Source organism: Pseudokineococcus lusitanus, assembly GCF_003751265.1.
In the GTDB taxonomy this organism is placed as follows: domain Bacteria; phylum Actinomycetota; class Actinomycetes; order Actinomycetales; family Quadrisphaeraceae; genus Pseudokineococcus; species Pseudokineococcus lusitanus.
Window position 1 is genome coordinate 294,802 of sequence record NZ_RJKN01000004.1, and the last position, 20,802, is coordinate 315,603.

A 20,802-nucleotide genomic window follows, 5' to 3' on the forward strand; every position below is an offset into this window, starting at 1 on the left:
CGGGGTCGGGCCCGGACGCACGACCGCCCGGGCCGACGTGGGCCCGGGCGGTCGTGGTCACCGGCGTGCGGCCGGCGGGGTGCTCATCAGCCGCGGCGGACCGGGTAGGTCTGCTGCGTCTGCGGGTTGTGCTCGCCCAGCTCCACCTTGCGCGCCTCGGTGAACGCCGTCCCCCGGAGGGAGAAGACGTCGAAGCCCTGCTGGATGTCGTTGGAGTAGACGTAGCCGTCGTGCCAGTACGCGGACCACGAGCCGCCCAGCACGAGCTGGGAGGTCGAGAGCGGGCCGCGGTCGAACCAGGCGATCTCGCGCGGGTTGGCCGAGTCGGTGAAGTCGAAGACCGACACACCGCCCTGGTACCAGGCCTGGACCATGACGTCGCGGCCCGGGACGGGGATGAGCGAGCCGTTGTGCGCGACGCAGTTCTCGGTCGCCGCGTTGTGGCGCGGGATCTTGTAGTAGCTGGCGAACTGCAGCTCGCCGTCGACGACGTCGTAGATGCCGTTGGCGCCGCGCGTCGGGCCGATGGCCGCGGTGCAGGTGGCCGCGCCGCCGCCGCCGAGCTCGTCGGTGAAGATCACCTTCGTGCCGTCGTTGTTGAAGGTGGCCGAGTGCCAGAACGCGAAGTTGACGTCCTGGACGGAGTCGGTGACGACCGGCTTGCGCGGGTCGCTGATGTCCATGAGGACGCCGTCGCCCATGCACGCGCCGGCCGCGAGGTCGAGCTCGGGGAAGACCGTGATGTCGTGGCAGCCGGACGTGGCGCTGCGGTTGGCCGGCGGGGTGCCCGGGAAGACCCCGCCCGGGTAGCCGCCGTCCGGGAAGAGGACCTCCTCCGACAGCAGCGAGGCGTCGGCCGGCGCGTCGAGCGGGATGTCGACCACGGAGATCTGGTCGTGCGGGGGCTGGCACTTCGCCAGCTGCGCGTTCGGCGAGTAGCTGCTCACGTAGACGAGCAGCGAGCCGTTCTCCGGGTCGGGCACGTTGGTGTGCGTGTGCGAGCCGCAGGCGGTCTCGACGGAGGCGACGTACTCGGGGTTCTCCCGGTCGCTGATGTCGAAGACCTTGACGCCCTCCCAGTAGTTGGTGAGGTCCGAGGAGGCCGCCGACGTGCACGTGTCGTCCGTGCGCCGCGAGTCCGTCGACAGCACCAGGATGTCGTCGTACACCGTGACGTCGTTCTGCGGGCCGTTGCAGGTGACCTGGGCCACGAGCTCGGGCTTCTGCGGCTTGTCGAGGTCGTAGACCGAGAAGCCGTTGTAGTTGCCCGCGTAGGCGTAGCCGTCCTCGGTGAAGGCGAGGTCGCTGTTGTAGGCGCCCGCGTCGGCGAAGGCCCCCGACTTGGGCGTGTTGTCGACGAGCCGCATGTTGGCGCTCGACGCGGTCTCCCCCACCCCGGTCGGGGCGGTCCCCGCCGGGACGGAGGGTGCCGGGCGTGCGCTCGCGGTCGCCGTCAGCGCCGAGCCCGCGACGAGCCCCGTCGCCGCGACGGCGGTGAGCAGGACCCCCGCTGCGCGCGCCCCTCGGCGTGCGGGCCGCCGTCCTGCCGTAGGTCGTGTCATCTCGTCCTGCCGTCCTCCCCGACCCGCCAGGGCCGTGCGACCGGTCGCCGCCGGACGTGAGGCGGCGGCGACTCCGTGGGTTTCCTGTGCGTTCCCCAGGAAGTCGCCGAGCATGCCATCGAAACCCGGACACGTGGGAGCATCGGCGACACTTCGTGCACGACCCGTTGCGAGCGCCCGACGTCGCCGTCCCGCCGGCGACCAGGAGGACCCCGATGACCCCGCCCGCCGTCCGCACCGCCCGCCGTCGTCCCGGCCGGAGGGCCGTCGCCGCCCTGGCCCCCCTCGCCGCCCTGGCGCTCGTCGCGTCGGGCTGCACCGCCGACGACGCGGAGCCCACCACGGCGTACGCCCCGCCGTCCGCGTCGGCCACCGTCCCGCTCCTCGTGCCGGGCGGCCCCGGCGACCCGGTGGAGACGGTGGCCCCGGAGGACGTCACCGCGCCCACCGGCCCGGAGCCGTGGACGGACGCCGACGCGGCCTTCTTCCAGCAGATGGTCACCCACCACCGCCAGGCGGTGGAGATGAGCGCCCTCGCCGCGGACCGGGCGGGCGACCCGGACGTGGCCGCCATCGCCGAGCGCATCGGGCTCGGCCAGGAGCCCGAGGTCGACGTCATGGTGGCGTGGCTGGAGGAGCGCGGTCTCGACGTGCCGCCGGAGCAGTCGTGGCTCAGCGGACGCGGCGAGGTCACCGCAGAGGGCTCGGGCCACGACGGCCACGGGGCGCACGGCGGCTCCGCGGACGGCGGGATGCACGGCATGGCGACGGCGGCGGAGGTCCAGCAGCTCGCGGCCGCGGAGGGCGAGGAGTTCGACGCCCTCTACGTCGACCTCATGGTGCGCCACCACACCGGCGCCCTGTCGATGGTCGACGAGCACCAGGTCGGCGGGGTCGACGTGCGCGTGCAGGAGATGGCCGACGACGTCGCCGCCGTCCAGGCCGCCGAGATCCGGCACCTCGAGGACATGCGCCCCCGCTGACGTCCCCCCCGGCCGGTCTCGCGTCGGGGCACCGGACGCACGAAGGCCCCTCCCGCGGTGCGGGAGGGGCCTTCGTCGTCGTGCGGGCGGTCAGTCGGTGCTGGCCGCCTCGATCATCGGCGCGTCGGGGACGTCGCCCTTGGGCGTGCCCGTGAACGTCAGCTCCGCCGCCGGGCCCTCGCCCGTGACGTCGCAGAGGATGATCTGCCCCGCGGCGATCTCGCCGTAGAGGATCTTCTCCGACAGCACGTCCTCGATGTCCCGCTGGATCGTCCGACGCAGCGGCCGGGCCCCCAGCACGGGGTCGTACCCGCGGACCGCGAGCAGGGCCTTGGCCGCCGGCGTGAGCTCGAGGGCCATGTCCTGGTCCCGGAGCCGGCTGTCGAGCTTGGCCAGCATGAGGTCGACGATCTGGACGATCTCCTCCTGCGTGAGCTGGGGGAAGACCACCGTGTCGTCGACGCGGTTGAGGAACTCGGGGCGGAAGTGCTGCTTGAGCTCGTCCGCGACCTTGCGCTTCATCCGGTCGTAGTCGGTCGACAGGTCGCCGCCGGCCTGGAAGCCCATCTGCAGGCCCTTGGCGATGTCCCGCGTGCCGAGGTTCGTCGTCATGATGATCACGGTGTTCTTGAAGTCCACCGTGCGGCCCTGGCTGTCGGTGAGCCGGCCGTCCTCGAGGATTTGCAGCAGCGAGTTGAAGATGTCGGCGTGGGCCTTCTCCACCTCGTCGAAGAGGACGACCGAGAACGGACGACGGCGGACCTTCTCGGTGAGCTGGCCGCCCTCCTCGTAGCCGACGTACCCGGGGGGCGAGCCGAACAGCCGCGAGACGGTGTGCTTCTCGGAGAACTCGCTCATGTCGAGCTGGATGAGCGCGTCCTCGTCGCCGAAGAGGAACTCCGCGAGGGCCTTGGCGAGCTCGGTCTTCCCGACGCCGGTGGGGCCGGCGAAGATGAACGAGCCGCCCGGGCGCTTCGGGTCCTTGAGGCCGGCGCGGGTGCGCCGGATCGCCTGGGAGAGCGCCTTGATGGCGTCCTCCTGGCCGATGACCCGCTTGTGGAGCTCGTCCTCCATGTGGAGGAGACGGCTGGACTCCTCCTCGGTGAGCTTGACGATCGGGATGCCCGTGGCGATGGCCAGCACCTCGGCGACGAGCTCCTCGTCCACCTCGGCGACGACGTCCATGTCACCGGCCTTCCACTGCTTCTCCCGCTCGCCGCGGGCGGCGAGCAGCTTCTTCTCGTCGTCGCGCAGCGAGGCGGCCTTCTCGAAGTCCTGCGCGTCGATCGCGGACTCCTTCTCGCGGCGGACGCCGGCGATCTTCTCGTCGAAGTCGCGCAGGTCCGGCGGCGCCGTCATCCGGCGGATGCGCAGCCGCGCGCCCGCCTCGTCGATGAGGTCGATCGCCTTGTCCGGCAGGAAGCGGTCGTTGACGTACCGGTCGGCGAGGTTCGCCGCCGCGACGAGGGCGCCGTCCGTGATCGAGACGCGGTGGTGCGCCTCGTAGCGGTCCCGCAGGCCCTTGAGGATCTCGATGGCCTGGGCGAGCGTGGGCTCGGCCACCTGGATCGGCTGGAAGCGGCGCTCGAGCGCCGAGTCCTTCTCGATGTGCTTGCGGTACTCGTCGAGCGTCGTGGCGCCGATGGTCTGCAGCTCGCCGCGGGCCAGCATCGGCTTGAGGATGCTGGCGGCGTCGATGGCGCCCTCGGCCGCGCCCGCCCCGACGAGCGTGTGGATCTCGTCGATGAACAGGACGATGTCGCCGCGGGTGCGGATCTCCTTGAGCACCTTCTTGAGGCGCTCCTCGAAGTCACCGCGGTAGCGGCTGCCGGCGACGAGCGCGCCGAGGTCGAGGGTGTAGAGCTGCTTGTCCTTCAGCGTCTCCGGGACCTCGCCCTTGTGGACGGCCTGCGCGAGGCCCTCCACGACGGCCGTCTTGCCGACGCCGGGCTCGCCGATCAGCACGGGGTTGTTCTTCGTGCGGCGCGAGAGCACCTGCATGACGCGCTCGATCTCCTTGGCGCGCCCGATGACCGGGTCGAGCTTGCCCTCGCGCGCGGCCTGCGTGAGGTTGCGGCCGAACTGGTCGAGGACGAGCGAGCCGGCGGGCGTGCCCTCCGCGGGGCCGCCGGCCGCGGCCGGCTCCTTGCCCTGGTAGCCGGACAGCAGCTGCAGCACCTGCTGGCGGACGCGGTTGAGGTCGGCGCCCAGCTTCACGAGGACCTGGGCGGCGACGCCCTCGCCCTCGCGGATGAGCCCGAGCAGGATGTGCTCGGTGCCGATGTAGTTGTGGCCCAGCTGCAGCGCCTCGCGCAGGCTCAGCTCGAGGACCTTCTTGGCGCGGGGGGTGAAGGGGATGTGCCCGGACGGGGCCTGCTGGCCCTGGCCGATGATCTCCTGCACCTGCTCGCGCACCGAGTCCAGCGAGATGCCCAGCGACTCGAGCGCCTTGGCGGCGACACCCTCGCCCTCGTGGATGAGCCCGAGGAGGATGTGCTCGGTGCCGATGTAGTTGTGGTTGAGCATCCGGGCCTCTTCTTGGGCCAGGACGACGACTCGACGAGCTCGGTCGGTGAACCTCTCGAACATGTGGCACTCCTCGCGGACGACCTCAGCGAGCGGAGGGCTCTCCCCCAGGCTGCGTCGTTCGATGCTATCCCCGGGGTGGGACGACGCCCGGGCCGTGCAGGACACGTCCACCCGCACGGTCCCGGGGTCACCGGGTCGTACGGCTCAACGCGGCACCGGCGCAGGGGTGTTCCGGTCGCCTCGTTCGCCCTGGGCGTAGGTCCCCGGGCGCCGTCCGCGTCCCCGACGACCTCCCGCCGGGCGGTCCGCGACGCACGACGCCCCGGCCCCCTCGCGGGAGGGCCGGGGCGTCGGGGCGTGGGGGACGGCGTCAGCGGACCCCGGAGCCGCGACGCTTGGCGTACACGGCGAAGGCGACGGCCAGCAGCAGCACGAGGCCGCGGATGATCGACTGCGTCGACTGCTCGACGCCGAGCAGCTGCATGCCGTTGCTCATGACGGCCATGATCAGGCCGCCGACGATGGCGCCGACGACCGTGCCGACGCCGCCCGTCACCGCCGCACCGCCGATGAAGGCGGCCGCGATGGCGTCGAGCTCGAACATGTTGCCGGCGGCGGGCTGGGCGCCGTTGGAGCGCGAGGAGTAGATGATCCCCGCGACCGCGGACAGGAAGCCCATGTTGACGAACACCCAGAAGTTGATCTTGCGGGTGTTGACGCCGGAGAGCTGCGCCGCGCTGAGGTTGCCGCCGATGGCGTAGATCTGGCGGCCGAAGATCGTCGACTTCGTCACCGCGGCGTACACGAGGATCAGCACGGCCAGGACGATGAGGACGACCGGCAGGCCGCGGCTCGTGGCCAGCTGCCACGCGAAGGCCATGACGACGGCGGCCACGACGAGGAGCTTGAGCACGAAGAGCGGCATCGACTCGACCTGCTGGGCGTAGGCCTGGCGGGCGCGGCGGGCCCGCAGCTGCGTGACCGCGTAGCCGGCGACGGCGACCGCGAAGACCACGAGCGTGAAGACGTCGTAGCCGTAGCCGCCGAACCAGCCGTTGAGGAAGCCGCTGGCCACCTGCTGGTACTGCTCGGGGAAGGGCGACAGCGAGACGTTGTCGAGCACCCGCAGCGTCATGCCGCGGAACAGCAGCATGCCGGCGAGGGTGACGATGAAGGCCGGGATGCCGATGTAGGCCACCCAGAACCCGTGCCAGGCCCCGACGAGGAGGCCGACGACGAGCGCGGCCACCATGCCGACCCACCAGGGCATGCCCTGCTGGATGACGAGCACGGCGGAGACAGCGCCGGTCAGCGCCACCACGGACCCGACCGAGAGGTCGATGTGCCCCGCGATGATGACCATGACCATGCCGATGGCCAGCACGAGGATGTAGCTGTACTGCAGGACGAGGTTCGTGAGGTTGCTCGGGCTGAGCAGCACCCCGTCCGTGCGCCAGGTGAAGAGCAGGACGATCGCCACGAAGGCGAGGTAGATGCCGCTCGTGCGGACGTTGTCGCGCATGAGCGTGAGGACGTTGGACGTCCGTCGCGGCGCCGCCGGGGCGGGCGGGCGGGCGCCGCCGTCGCCGGCGGGGGCGCTGCCCGCCAGGTCCTGGGTGCTGGTCATCGGGCGTCCTCCATCGACGTCGTCATGAGGGTCATGAGCCTCTCCTGCGAGGCATCGGCCACGGGGAGCTCGCCGGTGATGCGTCCCTCGGCGAGCGTGTAGATGCGGTCGCACGTGCCGAGGAGCTCGGGCAGCTCGGACGAGATGACCACGACCGCCTTCCCGGCGGCGACGAGCCTGTTGATGATCGTGTAGATCTCGTACTTCGCGCCGACGTCGATGCCGCGGGTGGGCTCGTCGAGCACCAGCACGTCGGGGTCCGCGAAGATCCACTTCGACAGGACGACCTTCTGCTGGTTGCCGCCGGAGAGCTTGCCGGTCACCGACATGACGGTGGGCGCCTTGATGTTCATGCTCTGCCGGCTGCCCTCGGCGACCTTGACCTCCTCGTTGGCGTCCACCCAGCCGCGGTTGCTCAGCTTGCCGAGGGCGGCGGCGGAGACGTTGCGGCGGATGTCCTCGATGAGGTTGAGCCCGTAGTGCTTGCGGTCCTCGGTGGCGTAGGCGATGCCGTGCTTGATGGCCTCGCCGACCGTCCGCGCGCTGATCTCCCGGCCGTCCTTGTAGAGACGGCCGGTGATGTCGCGCCCGTACGAGCGCCCGAAGATGCTCATGGCGAGCTCGGTCCGCCCGGCGCCCATGAGGCCGGCGATGCCGACGACCTCGCCGGCGCGGACGGTGATCGAGGCCCCGTCGACGACCTTGCGGTCCTGCGTCGGGTGCCACACCGTCCAGTCCTCGACCCGCAGGACCTCCTCCCCCGGGGAGGAGACGCGGTCGGGGAAGCGGTTCTCGAGGTCCCGCCCGACCATCCCGCGGATGATGCGGGCCTGGTCGACGTCGCCGGCGTGCATGTCGAGCGTCTCGACCGTGCGGCCGTCGCGGATGATCGTCGTCGAGTCGGCGATGGCCGAGATCTCGTCGAGCTTGTGCGAGATGATGATCGCGGTGATGCCCTCGGCCACGAGCTGCCGGATGAGCCCCAGAAGGTGCTCGGAGTCCGTGTCGTTGAGGGCCGCGGTCGGCTCGTCGAGGATGAGGAGCCTGACGTCCTTCGTCAGCGCCTTGGCGATCTCGACGAGCTGCTGCTTGCCGACGCCGAGCTGGCCGACGGGCGTCGTGACGTTCTCGTCCAGCCCCACCCGGCGGAGGAGGCGCGCCGCCTCCGCGTTGGTGCGGTGCCAGTCGATCATCCCGGTCCGGCCGGTCTGCTCGTTGCCGAGGAAGATGTTCTCGGCGATGGAGAGGTACGGCACCAGGGCGAGCTCCTGGTGGATGATGACGATGCCGCGGCTCTCGCTGTCGCTGATGGAGCGGAAGTCGCCGCGCTGCCCGTCGAAGGTGATCTCGCCCTCGTAGCTGCCGGCCGGGTACACCCCGGAGAGCACCTTCATGAGGGTCGACTTCCCCGCGCCGTTCTCGCCGCAGATGGCGTGCACCTCGCCGCGGCGCACCGAGAGGGTGACGTCGGAGAGGGCCTTCACGCCGGGGAAGGTCTTGGTGATGGAGCTCATGGTGAGGATGTCGTCCACGCCGGTCCTGTCCTGTCAGCCGTGGTGGGTGCTGCGGTGGTGCGGCCCCTCGTGGGGCACGGGGGTCGCGGTCCCGGCCGGGCGGTGCGCCCGGCCGGGACCGCGGGAGGCGGGTCAGCCGTCGGCCTGCCCGGCCTCGACCTCCTCGGCCGTGTAGTAGCCCGTGTCGATCAGCGCGGTCTGGATGGTGTCCGCGTAGACGATCTCGGTGGGCAGCAGGAACGAGGGGACGACCTTGACGCCGTTGTTGTAGGTCTCGGTGTCGTTGGCCTCGGGCTCCTCGCCCTCGACGAGCGAGCCCGCCGCGGTGACCGCCTGGTCGGCGAGCAGGCGGGTGTCCTTGAAGATCGTCGAGCTCTGCACGCCGTCGGCGATGAGCTTGACGGACGCGATCTCGGCGTCCTGGCCCGTGACGACGGGCAGGGGGCGGTCGCCCGAGCCGTAGCCGCGGTTCTGCAGGGCGGTGAGGATGCCGCGGGAGATGCCGTCGTAGGGCGACAGCACGCCGTCCAGCTGCTCGCCGCCGTTGTACGAGCCCGTCAGCAGCGTCTCCATGCGGCTCTGCGCCGTCTCCTGCTGCCAGCGCAGCGTGGCGGCCTGCTCGATGGTCGTCTGGCCCGACCCGACGACGAGCGTGCCGTCGTCGATGAGGGGCTGGAGGACGCTCATCGCGCCGTTCCAGAAGAAGGTGGCGTTGTTGTCGTCGAGCGAGCCCGCGAAGAGCTCGACCGTGAAGGGGCCCTGGTTCTCGCCCGGGGAGCCGTCCTCGGTGAGGTAGCCGAGGCCGGTGAGCAGCGCCGTGGCCTGCTGGACCCCGACCTCCTCGTTGTCGAACGTCACGTAGAAGTCGACGTTGTCGCTGTCGCGGATGAGCCGGTCGTAGCTGATGACGGGGATGCCCGCGTCGGCCGCCGCCTGGAGCTGGCCGGCGAGGGCCGTGCCGTCGATCGCCGCGATGATGAGGGCGTCCGCGCCCTGCGTGATCATCTGGTCGACCTGCTGCGACTGGGTGGGGATGTCGTCGCCCGCGAACTGCAGGTCGACGTCGTAGCCGGCGTCGGTGAGACCGGTCTCGACCGCCTCGCCGTCGGCGATCCAGCGCTCGGACGTCTGCGTCGGCATCGAGACGCCGACCGTCAGCTGCTCGTCGCCGCCGCCGTCGCCGCCCGCGGCGCCGCCGCCGCCGGCCGCCCCGCCGCCGCCGCCCGCGCCGCTGCCGCCGCAGCCGGCGAGACCCAGCACGAGCGCGGTGCCCGCCGCCACGGCGAAGCTGGTGGTGCTCCTCATCGCTCTCCTCCTCGAGAACACCCGTCCCGACCGGCCCTCGTGGCCGGTCGTCGACGGCGGCAGGGTGCCGCCGCGACGGGCATGTGAGCGATAACGGTAGGTCACGCGGGGAGGTGCACGGGGCCATCCGGTGGAGGGGTGCGCCACACGGTGACGGCGCCCGGGCACGCGAAGCGGGACGAGAACGGCCATCCGGGCCGGCGGCGCGGCGGACGGCGACGGACGCTCCGCCGTCCGGGTGACGGGCTCAGCCGCGGTCGGCCGCGGGCGGTGACGCCGGGCCGTCCGGGGACGGCCCGGCGTCCCGCGGTGCCCTCGCGCCGTCACCCGTCGTCGAGCCGCCGTCGCCGTCGGCGCGAGCCCGCAGGTAGCGGCGCCCGTCCGAGTTGACGACCGTCTCCCAGGCCCCCGCGTGGGCCGCCCGCGACGCCCCCGCGGCGTCCCGACGCGCGGCCGACGGGTCGTCGTGACGGCCCAGCTCCGCCGGGCCGAAGAGCTTCTTGAGGGACGCCTCGAGCCTCGCCAGCGGCGAGGGCCGGCCCCGACGCGCGCTCAGCGGCGCGCCAGCCGACGGCCGCCGCCGGTCCCGGCGTCGAGCCCGTAGTGGGCGAGGACCCCGGGCTCGTCCTCGGCCAGCAGCTCGCCGTCGGTGTCGATGGACGGGGCGTCCTTGACGACCGCCTTGGACCAGGCGACCTTGAGGTAGTCGGGCCCGACGGTCGCGCCCGCGAAGGGCACGAAGGTCAGCTTCCGCCGGCCGACGAAGCCGGTGAGGACCGTGCCGAAGGCGGGCTGGTCGGTCGCCGTGTCGACGTAGACGGCCTCGAGCTCGCCGATCTTCTCGCCGTCCTGGTCCACCACGCGCTGCCCGCGCCACTCACGGATGTCGGCTGCCTCGAACACGGGTCTCCTCCTCGCCGCCCCTGGCGGGGCCGCCGTCGCCGGCCGGACGACCGGTGCGGCCAGCCTAGGAGCGGGCTCCCTCGCCCGCCCGCCGCGCCGGGCGACCGCCGGGACGGGTCCGCCGGCGGGCGTGGCTAGGGTCGCGCCGTGCACCCCAGCGGCGAGCAGCACGTACTGCAGCACGGCGGCCTGCGCGCCGTCGTCACCGAGGTGGGGGCGACCCTCCGGTCCCTCACCGACGAGGGCCGGGACCTCGTGGTCCCCTTCGGCGAGGAGGAGGTGCGCCCCGTGTTCCGGGGCGCCGTCCTCGTGCCGTGGCCCAACCGCGTCGTCGACGGCCGGTGGCGGCTGGACGGGGTCGGCGGGCAGTCCGGCGTCGAGCACCAGCTGGCGCTCACGGAGCCGCCGCGCGGGCACGCGCTCCACGGCCTGCTCGCGTGGTCGCCCTTCGTCCGCACCGGCGGCGGCACGGGCGACGCGGCGGACGTCGTCGTCCTCTCCGCCCGCGTGGTGCCGCAGCAGGGGTACCCCTTCGCCGTCGACGTCGACGTCACCTACCGCCTCGACGCGGACGGGCTCACGACGACCGTCACCGGCACCGGCCGCTCGGCCGACCCCGCGCCGTGGGGCTGCGGGCCGCACCCGTACCTCACGACCGGCAGCGGGCGGGTGGACGACTGGACGGGCACCGCCCCCGCCGGCTCCTACCTCGAGGCCCTCGGCGAGCGGATGCTCCCCGGCGAGGTCCGGCCCGTCGACGGCACGCCCCGGGACCTGCGCGGCGGTCGCCCCCTCGCGGGCGTCGAGCTGGACGACGCGCTGACCGACCTCGTCCCCGACGACGACGGCCTCGTCCGGGCCGGGGTCGTGGGCCCGGACGGGCTCGGCAGCGAGGTCGTCTGGGACCCCCGCGTGCTCCCGTGGCTGCAGGTCCACACCGCCGACCGGCCCGAGCCGGCGCTGGACCGGGCGGGCCTGGCGCTCGAGCCGATGACCTGCCCGCCCGACGCGCTCAACAGCGGCGTCGGCGTGCAGCGCCTGGCCGACGGCGAGAGCGCCTCCGCGAGCTGGACGATCAGGCCGGTGCGCCCCGCCTGAGCCCGGCCCGGGCACTGCCCCGACCGGCCCCGGACGCGACGACGCCCCGGACCACGCGGTGGTCCGGGGCGTCGTCGTGCGGGGCGGCTCAGCCGTTGGCGGCCTTGTAGGCCTCGAGGACCGTGCCGGAGATGCGGCCGCGCTCGCTGACGGTGTGGCCGTTCTCGCGGGCCCACTCGCGCACGGCGGCCGTGTCGACGCCGCTCGCGGACGAGCCGCCGGACGAGCGGCTGCTGCTGCCGGTGCTGCGGCGGGAGGAGCGGGCGCTGCCGCCGGACTTGCGGGCGTGGCCGACCCAGGGGGCCAGCGCGTCGCGCAGCTGCGCCGCGCGCTCGCTCGTGAGGTCGATCTCGTAGCTCACGCCGTCCAGGGCGAAGGTGACGGTCTCGTCGGCCTCACCGCCCTCGACGTCGTCGATGAGGATGACCTTCGTCTTCTGCGCCATTCCCTGCTCCTGACTCGTGGGTGCCGGGGCCGGTGCGCCGGTGGAAATCTCCCCCGAGTGGCAGCGCCATTTCCCGTGATGTCGCGGGAAGGATGGCAGCGAGGATCACCGCCGTCAAAAACAAGCGGTTGCGCATTACCACCCGAACGGGTGTCAGGACTTGTCGGCGCCCTTGTCGGCGTCGTCCGCGGCCTCGTGGCGACGCCGGGCGGCCAGCCTCTCCTCGGCCTCCAGCCGTGCCTGCGCGGACCGCTCGTCGCGGTCGGCGGAGATCATCTTGCGCACGACGACGACGAAGAGCGCGCACACGGCCGCCGAGGGCAGGAGCGCCGCGACCACCGGCCAGATGTCGTCCACCCGTCCAGGGTAGGCCGCGGTGCGGAGCGGTCCCGACCACCTCGCGCCGGACGGCGCCGGCCGGTCCCCCGGCGGGCGCGCCGCGTCAGCGGGGGCGCACGAGCGGGAAGAGCACCGTCTCCCGGATGCCCAGGCCGGTGACGGCCATGAGCAGGCGGTCGACTCCCATCCCGACGCCGCCCGTGGGCGGCATGCCCGTCTCCATCGCCGCGAGGAAGTCCTCGTCGAGGACCATCGCCTCGTCGTCGCCCGCGGCCCCCAGCCGGGCCTGCTCGACGAGCCGCTCCCGCTGGACGACGGGGTCGACGAGCTCGGAGTAGCCCGTGGCGAGCTCGAAGCCGCGGACGTAGAGGTCCCACTTCTCGACGACGCCCGGCTCGGTGCGGTGCGCGCGCACCAGCGGCGAGGTGTCCACCGGGAAGTCGCGGACGAAGGTCGGGCCCGTGAGCGTGGGCGCGACGACCTCCTCCCAGAGGTGCTCGACGACCTTGCCGTGCCGGCGCTCCGCCGGGTCGTCGCCGACGGGGTGGCCGAGGCGGTCGGCGAGCGCCAGCAGCTCCTCGACGGGTGTGGCGGCGGAGAGCGTCCGCCCGACGGCCTCGGACAGCGAGCCGTACATCGTCACGGAGGTCCAGGCCCCGCCGAGGTCGTCCGTGCTGCCGTCGGCGAGCGTCACCGTCGTCGAGCCGCAGGCGGCGACGGCCGCGGCCTGCACGAGCTCCCGGGTGAGGTCCGCCATGACGTCGTAGTCCGCGTACGCCTCGTACATCTCGAGCATCGCGAACTCGGGGCTGTGGGTGGAGTCAGCGCCCTCGTTGCGGAAGTTCCGGTTGATCTCGAAGACGCGCTCGAGACCGCCGACGACGCACCGCTTGAGGAACAGCTCGGGGGCGATGCGGAGGAAGAGCTCGAGGTCGAAGGCGTTGCTGCGGGTGACGAAGGGGCGCGCGCTGGCGCCGCCGTGGAGCGTCTGGAGCATCGGCGTCTCGACCTCGAGGTAGCCGCGGCCCTCGAGCTCGTGCCGGAGGCTGCGCACGACGGCGGAGCGGGTGCGGACGACGTCCCGCGCGCGCTGCCGGACGACGAGGTCGACGTAGCGCGCGCGCACGCGCGCCTCCTCGGACATCTCGGCGCCCTCGTAGAGGTTGGGCAGCGGACGCAGCGCCTTGGACGCCATCCGCCACCCGGACGCGAGGACGCTCAGCTCGCCGGTGCCGCTCGTCACGACGCGGCCCTCGACGGAGACGTGGTCGCCGATGTCGACGTCGGCCTTCCAGGCGGTGAGCGCGTCCGCGCCCACGCCGACGGGCAGGCCGCGGTCCGGCCGGGCGTCCTGGGCGAGCATGACCTGCAGCCGCGTCCCGTCCCCCTCCTGGAGGACGGCGAAGAAGAGCTTGCCGCGGCCGCGCTGGAAGACGACGCGGCCCGTGACGGCGACGTCGTCCTCGGTGACCTCCTGGGCGCCGAGGCCCTCGTGGCGCGACCGGACGGCGGCGAGCGTCGTCGTCCGCGGCACGCCGACGGGGTAGGGGTCGCCGCCCTCGGCGAGGATCCGCGCCCGCTTCTCCCGGCGGACCTGCTCCTGCTCGGTGCTGCCGGCGGCGGCCGTGGGGCCGCTGGGGTCGGTCGTCTCGGCGGGGCGCGGTGCGTCGGTCACGGCGGCGAGGCTATCCGCGCCGGGCCGCCCGCCCCGCACCGCGACGGCGCCGCACCGCCCGCCCCGCGGGTCACGCGGGCGGCGCCAGCCCCAGCGGCGCGTTGTCGATGAGCCGGGTCGTGCCCACGCGGGCGGCCACGGCGAGCAGCGCGTCCCCCGCCGCGTCGTCGGGCACGTCCGCGAGCGTGCGCGGGTCCACGAGGACGCAGTAGTCGACGACGGCGCCCGGCTCCGCGGCGAGCCGCTCCCGCGCCGCGGCGAGGACGGCCGCGGCGCCCCGGCCCGCCGCCGCGGCACCCGCGGCGAGAGCGGCGGAGAGCACGACGGCGGCGCGGCGGCCGTCCGCGTCGAGGTAGGCGTTGCGGCTGGAGCGGGCCAGCCCGTCGCCCTCGCGCGACGTCGGGACGGCGACGACCTCCACGGGCTCGTCGAGGTCGGCGACCATCCGCCGCACGAGCGCGAGCTGCTGGGCGTCCTTCTGGCCGAAGAGCGCGAGGTCCGGGCGCACGAGGTGGAGCAGCTTGGCGACGACGGTCAGCACGCCGTCGAAGTGGCCGGGCCGGACGGCCCCCTCGAGGACGTCGCCCAGCGGCCCCGCCTGGACCCGCACCTGCGGCGGGCCGCCGGGGTACACCTCGTCGGGGCCGGGGGCGAAGACGAGCGAGGCCCCCTCGCGGCCCAGGAGCGCGAGGTCGCCCTCGAGGTCGCGCGGGTAGCGGTCCAGGTCCTCCCCCGCCCCGAACTGCAGCGGGTTGACGAAGACGGTGACGACGACGGACGCCGCACGGCGGCGCGCCTCGCGGACGAGGGCGGCGTGCCCCTCGTGCAGCGCCCCCATGGTCATGACGACCGCGACGGGCCCGGGCAGGCCGGCCCGGGCGCGGGCGAGGTCCGCGCGCGTCCGCACGAGGGCGGGGCCGCCCGCGGACGGGGCGGCGGGCGGGTCGACCTCGGGGCTGCGCACGGGCACCGACGCTAGACCGCGTCGTCCCCCGGGCCGGCCGGGCCCGCGCCGGGCCCGGCGCCGGGGGCGGGCTCGGCGAGGACCGCGAGCAGCCGGGCCACCGCGTCGGCCCCCAGCCGGCCGCGGGCCAGCGCCCGGTCGGCCGTGGCCCGGGCGAGCGCGCGGTGGACCGCCGGGACGTCGTCGGAGCCGGTGCGGCGGGCGTGCTCCGCGAGGGCGGCGCGGTGGGCGGCCAGCGTGCCGACGTCGCCCCGGGCCACCGGCCCGGTGAGCGCGTCGTCGCCCGCGCGCAGCGCCCCGTCGAGGGCGGCGTGCAGCAGCGGGGCGAGGGCACGCCCGGGGTCCGCCACCCCGGCGGCGGCCAGCAGCTCGCGCGCCTGGGCCACGAGCGTCACGACGTGGTTGGCGCCGTGCGAGAGCGCCGCGTGGTACGTCGCGCGGTCCTCCTCGGCGACGACGACGGGCTCCCCGCCCATCTCGACGACGAGGGCCTGCGCCACCGGCAGCACCGGGCCCGGCGCGGTGACGGCGAACGGGCAGTCGACGAGGCGCGCGAGGTCGAGCGAGGTGCCGGTGAAGGTCATGGCGGGGTGGACGGCCAGCGGGATGGCCCCCGCGGCCCGGGCCGGGGCGAGCACCCCGACGCCGTGGATCCCGGCGGTGTGGACGACGAGCTGCCCGGCCTGCCAGCCGCCCGTGGCGGCCACGCCCGCGACGAGGCCGGGCAGGACGTCGTCGGGGACGGCGAGGAGGACGAGCTCCGCGCGGCGGACCACCTCGGGGACCTCGAGGAGGGGCACGCCCGGGAGCAGGGCGTCGGCGCGCTCGCGCGTCCGCTCCGAGACGCCGGAGACGCCGACGACGGCGTGGCCCGCCCCGCGCAGCGCCGCGCCGAGGACGGCACCCACCCGGCCGCCGCTGACGACGCCGACGCCGAGCCGGCCGGGCCGGGCGGCGGGGTCGCCCCCTGCGTCGCCCGGTCGGGGCGTCCCCTGCTGCACGGCGGCGAGTCTGGCACGCGCGCGGCGGCCGCCCCCGGGCCGCACGGCCTCGTAGGGTCGCCGCGTGGGCAGGCACGAGCGGGTCGCGGCACTCGTCGGCGACGACCTCGCCGGTCAGGCCGTGGCCGACCTCGGCTGCGGCCCGGGGCGCACCGTCCGTGCGCTCCTCGCGGCGGGACCGGCGCGGGTGCACGCCCTCGACCGGGCGTCCGGCCTCGACGACGACCTCCTCGCCGACCGCCGGGTGCGCAGCCGCCTGGCCGACCTCGACGACGGGCTCCCCCTCGACGACGGCGTCCTCGACGCGGCCGTGTCGCTCAACGTCGTCGAGCACCTCGCGTCCCCCGTCGACCACCTCGTCGACTGCCACCGCGTCCTGCGGCCGGGCGGCCGGCTCGTCCTCGCGCACAGCGACTGGGACACCGCGCTCTTCACGAGCACCGACGACGCGCTGACACGGGCCCTCGTCGACCGGTTCGCCGCCGCGGCCGCCGGCCCCTCCACCCGCTCCGACGGCTTCATGGGGCGCAAGCTGCCCGCCCTGGCCGACGCCTCGGCCGCCGCGGGCGCGCCGTGGGAGCTCGTCGCCGTCGACGTCTGGGCCGACCCGCACCGGCGCTTCGACGACGGGTCGGTGGCGTGGAAGGTCGCGACGGCCGTCCTCGCCGCCGCGGCCGACGACGCCGCCCTCGCCGCCCGTGCCGCGGGCTGGCTCGAGGACCTGCGGGCGCTGGCCCGGGCCGGGCAGTTCCTCTTCGCGGTCACCGACGTCGCGGTGGTGCTGGAGCGCCGCTGACCGTCGGCGGGAGGACGACCACGACGTCTCGTCCGGATCTCCCGGTGGTGGCTACTCCGAGGGGCGGTCCGGGCGGTCGTCGTCCTCCGCGGACGCCGGGCGGCGGCCGCTGCGGCCCATGACGACCTGCTCGAGGCGGGTGAGGCACTCGCGGTTGCGCACCTGGAAGGCGAGCGCGCTGAGGGGGCGCGGGACGAGGAGCCCGACGCCGGACACCACCTCCTCGGCCAGGGCCACGCGGGTGCCGCCCGGGACCTCCGCCAGCGTGAGGTGGATGCGGGCGCGGCCGAACGGCCAGGCGCGGGCCGTCAGCTCGAGGTGGCCCGGCAGGTCCGAGGTGACGACGGTCGTGTGGTCGTCGAGGTGCAGCGGCCACGGGCCCGACGAGTGGTGCAGGCGGGAGCCCTGCGCCGGCCAGTCGGCCTCCACCCCGCGGATGCGGGCCGCCCCGACGACCCACAGGCCGTAGAGCCACCCGTCGGACAGGACGGCGACGACGTCCTCCGGGGGGCAGGGGAACGTGCGCGCGACGGTGGTCATGGGCCCTCCGGGGTGCCGGGCCGCCCGTCGGGGCGGGCCCAGCCGTCGTGGTCCCCCGGGCGCTCGAGGGACGGGTCGACCGCGGGGGACGTCGCCCCTGCGTCGAGGTCGGGAGCGGGGGCGCTGCCGGGGGCGGCGCCTCCGGGGGCGGTCGTCGCCGCGGCCGCGTCCGGGGCCGACGGGCCCGCCGGCTCCTCCGCGGCGGCCGGCGCCGGGGCGCCGCCGACCGAGGGGTCCTGCGTCCCGGCCCCCTGCTCGGCGGCGAGCGCGGTCATCCAGCGCTCGGGACCGGCGGACCGCCGGGCGGTCGCGGCGCGGTGCGACTGCTCGGCGAGGAGCGCCGCCGCGGCCGGCGCGGCGAGGTGGTCGACGCGCGGCGTCACGGGCCCCGGCGTCGCGTGCGCGACGACGGTCGCCACGCCGAGGCGCCGCTGCAGGGGCCCCTGCTCGAGCGAGAGGCTCTGCGTGCGCTCGTGCGGGACGACGTCGAGCTGGCGGGTCAGGCGGCCGCGCCGGCACAGCAACGCCGTGCGGGTGACGCGGAAGCCGTTGCGGCGCCAGGCGACCGGGTCGAGCCAGCGCGAGGAGCGGGGCGCGTCCACCCACCCCGCGGCCGTCCCCGTGCCGGTGAGGCCGGCGCCCAGGACGGCGGCCGCGTCGTCGACGCCCGGGTCGGGCACGACGAGGGACAGCACGCGCACGGCCTCCTCCCGCGTGCCGACGGGCAGCAGGACGGTGGCCTTGCCGGCGTCCTCGCTGCTCGCGCTCGCGTACCCGGCGACGTCCATCTGCATCGTCCACCAGTCGGGCCCGCGCCAGAGGAACGGCTGGCTGAGGCGGATGGCCTGGACGCGGCCCGGCGGGACCGTCTGGGCGCGGGTCTCGGTGAGCCCGTGCCGCAGCCGCAGGCCGTCCGGCGACGCGGCGATCCGGAAGCCGAAGCCGCGGGAGAAGCTGCCCCACAGGCCGGCCGCGACGCCGAAGGCCGCGGGCAGGCCGCCCACGAGGAAGCCCGGCGAGCCCGTGGCGACGACCGCGACGACGGCGGCCACGACGACGAGCGCGACGGCGACCGTCCACCCCGAGCGGAGCATCGAGCCGACGAGGCGGTCGACGGGGACCTGCAGCACCTCCCGCTCGGGCGCCTCGGGCGCCTCCTGCCCCTCCTCCACCCGGACGCCGGCGGCCCGGGCGAGCAGCGTGCGCCGCAGCCGCTGGGCCTCGGCCGAGCGGAGGTAGGCCAGGGAGACGTCGGAGCCGGAGCCGCCGGCCACCTCGAGCTTGAGCTCGGACAGCCCGGTGAGCCGCGCGACGAGCGGCTGGACGACGTCGACGGCCTGCAGACGGTCCAGGCGCACGCGCCGGTGCTGCCGGTTGAGGACGCCGGTGCGCAGCTCGACGACCTCGTCACCGACCCGGAACCGCGTGACCCGCCACGTGACGTAGGACCACACCGCGATGAGGAACGCCCCGACCGCGAGCAGCCCCAGCTGGACGAGCAGCGCCACGCCGACGTACTCCCGCGGCGGCTCGCCCCCGTCACCGCCGAAGGGCAGCAGGTCGCCGCCGCCCTGCTGGACGACGAAGAAGAGCAGGACCGCGAGCACCGCCCAGCCGCGCACGAGGGGCGTGACGGGGTGCATCCGCTTCCACGTGCCGTCGGCCTCGGGGGCCTCCTCGACGGGCCCGGCGCCGCGCGGGTCCCCCGGCGCCGGGTCGGGGGCGGGGCGGGGGACGGGGTCGGGCGTCGTCACAGCCCCGCCAGCCGGGCCTCGCCGCGCGAGGCCAGCCGGTCGCGCAGGCGCTCGGCCTCGGCCGGGGGCAGGCCCGGGATGCTCGCGTCCGTGCCGGCGGAGGCGGTGTGCAGCTGCACGGTGGCGATGCCGAAGCGGCGGTCCACCGGGCCCGCCGAGACGTCGACGTACTGCATGCGGCCGTAGGGGACGACGACGAGCGACCGGAAGAGCAGGCCGCGCCGGACGAGGAGGTCGTCCTCCCGCTCGGCGTAGCCCAGGGCCGCGACCTGGCGCCCGATGACGACGAGCCGCAGGACCAGGTGCGCGGCGAAGGGCAGCCAGAGCAGCACGACCCACGGCGTGTCCGTGGCCACGGCCACCACGACGGCGGGGACCAGCAGGACGAGGTGGGAGATGACGCTGCCGATGCGGCGGACCGTCGCCAGGCGGGGCGAGACCCGCGTCCACGCCACGCCCTCGGGGTCGAAGACCCCGTCGTCCGCGCGCCTGCCGCTGCCGGCCACCGGTCCCTCGCCTCCGTCGGGTGCCCGCGGGGCCCTCCCCGCGGTCGTCGGTCGACCCTCTCAGGTCCGGCGGTGCGGCGCCCGCAGCACCGCCGGGCCCGCTCCCACCGCCCGCGCGCCCGGCGGCGGGACGGTCAGCGGCCCCGGGTGACGAGCGACTGCACCTCGGCGACGTCGAGGGCGAGGGCGCTCGTCCGGGTGATCGGCGTGAGGGCGCCGCCGGCCACCGGCGTCCCGTCCGTGACGCCGTCCCACGAGACCGTGTACGACGTCGTCGTCCGGACGTCGAAGCCGCCCGGCTGCCCGGCGCTGGAGCGCTGCGGGGTCAGCGTGCAGCCCGCCGCGTCGGCGGCCCCGGGGGCCCACGCCGTCCGGGCCGCCTCGGCGGCGCACGAGGCGCTGCCGGTCGCGGAGCGGGCGGTGAAGAGGTCCGGCTCGGCACGGACGGTCGCCGAGCTGGCACCGGCGGTCGCGGTGATCTCGACCGGCACGAAGCCGTCCGCCGCGTCGGCGCCGTCGGTGACCCACAGCCAGCTGGGCAGCGAGACGTAGCCGCGGGCGGTGGGGTTCGTCTCGACGTCGGGCTCGGGGACCGTGATGGCCTCCTGCGCGATCTGGAGGAGCTCCTCGGCCGTCACGACGGGGGGCGGCGGCGGGGGCGGCGCCTGGCCCTCCGGCACCCACAACCACTCCGAGGAGGGGCCGCCGGTCGCCCCGGCCCGCAGCGTGTCCTTGCACGCCCGCGTGGCGGCCGTGTAGTCGAAGGAGCCGCTCGAGGCGCCCGACAGGTCCTGCCCCTGCGCGGTCTGGCCGACCAGGACGTACCAGCCGCCGGCCTCGGTCGAGAGCTGCTCGACGATGTCCGTGGGGACGACCTCGTTGTTGAGCGAGCCGCGCGTGCCGGGCCCGTAGGAGCCGAGGAAGGACTCGCCGTCGTAGAGCGGGCCGTCCCAGTAGCAGGCCGGGGGCTTGGAGATCGTGCGCGTGGCGCTGCCGCCCCCGCCGCCCGACGGGCCCCCCGACCCGACGCCGTTGCCGGTGAGGGTGACCGAGATGGCGACGGCGCCGAGCGTGGAGCCGTCGGAGTCGCCCCGCGCCTGGCCCGCCGCGACGCCGCCGTCGCCCGGCGCGGCCGCCACGGGCGAGGCGACGGCCGTCGCCGTGACGACCGCCGCCACCAGCAGGGCGGCCGGGCGTCGTCGGGAGGCGGTGGGACGTCGTCGCACGAGGGGGCTCCGCGAGGTCTGGGCCGGGGCGTGAC

The 20,802-nt window shown here is 75.1% G+C and carries 18 protein-coding genes; 3 read left to right on the forward strand and 15 right to left on the reverse strand.

Translation table 11 applies throughout. The features are described from left to right. Positions 1–86 precede the first annotated feature (86 nt). Positions 87–1,562 (reverse strand): LVIVD repeat-containing protein, encoded by a 1,476-nt coding sequence (locus tag EDC03_RS09535; RefSeq protein ID WP_123379972.1) that lies wholly within the window; start codon positions 1,560–1,562, stop codon positions 87–89. Between the two features lie 215 nt (positions 1,563–1,777). Between EDC03_RS09535 and EDC03_RS09540 the strand changes: the two genes are divergently transcribed. Further along, the gene (locus EDC03_RS09540) at positions 1,778–2,545 is read left to right on the forward strand and encodes a DUF305 domain-containing protein (RefSeq protein ID WP_123379973.1); all 768 of its coding nucleotides are present in this window, start codon (positions 1,778–1,780) and stop codon (positions 2,543–2,545) included. A gap of 90 nt (positions 2,546–2,635) precedes the next feature. On the opposite strand, the gene EDC03_RS09545 is transcribed toward EDC03_RS09540, so the two are convergent. The 5 genes from EDC03_RS09545 to EDC03_RS09565 all read right to left on the reverse strand — a co-directional run bounded on the left by EDC03_RS09545 (position 2,636) and on the right by EDC03_RS09565 (position 10,423). Continuing rightward, entirely contained in the window at positions 2,636–5,134 is a 2,499-nt protein-coding gene (locus EDC03_RS09545; protein ID WP_123379974.1) for an ATP-dependent Clp protease ATP-binding subunit, read from the reverse strand. Positions 5,135–5,444: 310 nt separating this feature from the next. Then, positions 5,445–6,701 carry a multiple monosaccharide ABC transporter permease gene (gene mmsB / locus EDC03_RS09550; protein ID WP_123379975.1) on the reverse strand — a complete coding sequence of 419 codons (1,257 nt, stop codon included), beginning with the start codon at positions 6,699–6,701 and terminating at the stop codon, positions 5,445–5,447. After that, positions 6,698–8,215 (reverse strand): multiple monosaccharide ABC transporter ATP-binding protein, encoded by a 1,518-nt coding sequence (gene mmsA / locus EDC03_RS09555; protein ID WP_123380113.1) that lies wholly within the window; start codon positions 8,213–8,215, stop codon positions 6,698–6,700. Before mmsA ends, mmsB begins: the two co-directional genes overlap by 4 nt. Positions 8,216–8,347: 132 nt before the next feature. Continuing rightward, the gene (gene chvE, locus EDC03_RS09560) at positions 8,348–9,520 is read right to left on the reverse strand and encodes a multiple monosaccharide ABC transporter substrate-binding protein (RefSeq protein WP_123379976.1); all 1,173 of its coding nucleotides are present in this window, start codon (positions 9,518–9,520) and stop codon (positions 8,348–8,350) included. Between the two features lie 552 nt (positions 9,521–10,072). Beyond that, entirely contained in the window at positions 10,073–10,423 is a 351-nt protein-coding gene (locus EDC03_RS09565; RefSeq protein ID WP_123379977.1) for a PRC-barrel domain-containing protein, read from the reverse strand. A 147-nt stretch (positions 10,424–10,570) separates the two neighbouring features. Here EDC03_RS09565 and EDC03_RS09570 point away from each other — a divergent pair, with 147 nt between their 5' ends. Further along, on the forward strand, positions 10,571–11,521 hold the full coding sequence (locus EDC03_RS09570) for an aldose 1-epimerase family protein (protein ID WP_123379978.1): 951 nt from the start codon (positions 10,571–10,573) through the stop codon (positions 11,519–11,521). Between the two features lie 88 nt (positions 11,522–11,609). On the opposite strand, the gene EDC03_RS09575 is transcribed toward EDC03_RS09570, so the two are convergent. The 5 genes from EDC03_RS09575 to EDC03_RS09595 all read right to left on the reverse strand — a co-directional run bounded on the left by EDC03_RS09575 (position 11,610) and on the right by EDC03_RS09595 (position 15,945). After that, entirely contained in the window at positions 11,610–11,966 is a 357-nt protein-coding gene (locus EDC03_RS09575) for a histone-like nucleoid-structuring protein Lsr2 (protein ID WP_123379979.1), read from the reverse strand. A 153-nt stretch (positions 11,967–12,119) separates the two neighbouring features. Then, a complete protein-coding gene (locus EDC03_RS09580) occupies positions 12,120–12,323 on the reverse strand; it encodes a hypothetical protein (RefSeq protein WP_123379980.1) in 204 nt (67 codons plus the stop codon). Positions 12,324–12,408: 85 nt separating this feature from the next. Further along, entirely contained in the window at positions 12,409–13,980 is a 1,572-nt protein-coding gene (gene lysS / locus EDC03_RS09585) for a lysine--tRNA ligase (protein ID WP_123379981.1), read from the reverse strand. A 70-nt stretch (positions 13,981–14,050) separates the two neighbouring features. Continuing rightward, positions 14,051–14,950 carry a pantoate--beta-alanine ligase gene (panC, locus tag EDC03_RS09590; protein ID WP_422393811.1) on the reverse strand — a complete coding sequence of 300 codons (900 nt, stop codon included), beginning with the start codon at positions 14,948–14,950 and terminating at the stop codon, positions 14,051–14,053. A gap of 5 nt (positions 14,951–14,955) precedes the next feature. Further along, a complete protein-coding gene (locus EDC03_RS09595; protein ID WP_123380115.1) occupies positions 14,956–15,945 on the reverse strand; it encodes a Rossmann-like and DUF2520 domain-containing protein in 990 nt (329 codons plus the stop codon). 64 nt (positions 15,946–16,009) lie between these two features. Between EDC03_RS09595 and EDC03_RS09600 the strand changes: the two genes are divergently transcribed. Next, positions 16,010–16,741 carry a methyltransferase domain-containing protein gene (locus EDC03_RS09600; protein WP_123379982.1) on the forward strand — a complete coding sequence of 244 codons (732 nt, stop codon included), beginning with the start codon at positions 16,010–16,012 and terminating at the stop codon, positions 16,739–16,741. A 51-nt stretch (positions 16,742–16,792) separates the two neighbouring features. On the opposite strand, the gene EDC03_RS09605 is transcribed toward EDC03_RS09600, so the two are convergent. The 4 genes from EDC03_RS09605 to EDC03_RS09620 all read right to left on the reverse strand — a co-directional run bounded on the left by EDC03_RS09605 (position 16,793) and on the right by EDC03_RS09620 (position 20,767). Next, entirely contained in the window at positions 16,793–17,281 is a 489-nt protein-coding gene (locus EDC03_RS09605; RefSeq protein WP_123379983.1) for an SRPBCC family protein, read from the reverse strand. Next, positions 17,278–19,035, reverse strand: a complete 1,758-nt coding sequence (locus EDC03_RS09610) for a PH domain-containing protein (protein WP_199720101.1) — start codon at positions 19,033–19,035, stop codon at positions 17,278–17,280. The genes EDC03_RS09605 and EDC03_RS09610 overlap by 4 nt, the downstream gene beginning before the upstream one ends. Next, a complete protein-coding gene (locus tag EDC03_RS09615) occupies positions 19,032–19,541 on the reverse strand; it encodes a PH domain-containing protein (RefSeq protein ID WP_123379984.1) in 510 nt (169 codons plus the stop codon). Before EDC03_RS09615 ends, EDC03_RS09610 begins: the two co-directional genes overlap by 4 nt. 134 nt (positions 19,542–19,675) lie before the next feature. Further along, entirely contained in the window at positions 19,676–20,767 is a 1,092-nt protein-coding gene (locus EDC03_RS09620) for a hypothetical protein (protein WP_148058050.1), read from the reverse strand. Positions 20,768–20,802: the final 35 nt, after the last annotated feature.

What these genes read in the sequence shown, in the direction of transcription:
- mmsA (WP_123380113.1), bottom strand. Translation starts at nt 8,215, where the DNA reads ATGAGCTCCATCACCAAGACCTTCCCCGGCGTGAAGGCCCTCTCCGAC.
- EDC03_RS09575 (WP_123379979.1), bottom strand. Translation starts at nt 11,966, where the DNA reads ATGGCGCAGAAGACGAAGGTCATCCTCATCGACGACGTCGAGGGCGGT.
- chvE (WP_123379976.1), bottom strand. Translation starts at nt 9,520, where the DNA reads ATGAGGAGCACCACCAGCTTCGCCGTGGCGGCGGGCACCGCGCTCGTG.
- EDC03_RS09605 (WP_123379983.1), bottom strand. Translation starts at nt 17,281, where the DNA reads ATGACCACCGTCGCGCGCACGTTCCCCTGCCCCCCGGAGGACGTCGTC.
- EDC03_RS09540 (WP_123379973.1), top strand. Translation starts at nt 1,778, where the DNA reads ATGACCCCGCCCGCCGTCCGCACCGCCCGCCGTCGTCCCGGCCGGAGG.
- EDC03_RS09545 (WP_123379974.1), bottom strand. Translation starts at nt 5,134, where the DNA reads ATGTTCGAGAGGTTCACCGACCGAGCTCGTCGAGTCGTCGTCCTGGCC.
- mmsB (WP_123379975.1), bottom strand. Translation starts at nt 6,701, where the DNA reads ATGACCAGCACCCAGGACCTGGCGGGCAGCGCCCCCGCCGGCGACGGC.
- EDC03_RS09535 (WP_123379972.1), bottom strand. Translation starts at nt 1,562, where the DNA reads ATGACACGACCTACGGCAGGACGGCGGCCCGCACGCCGAGGGGCGCGC.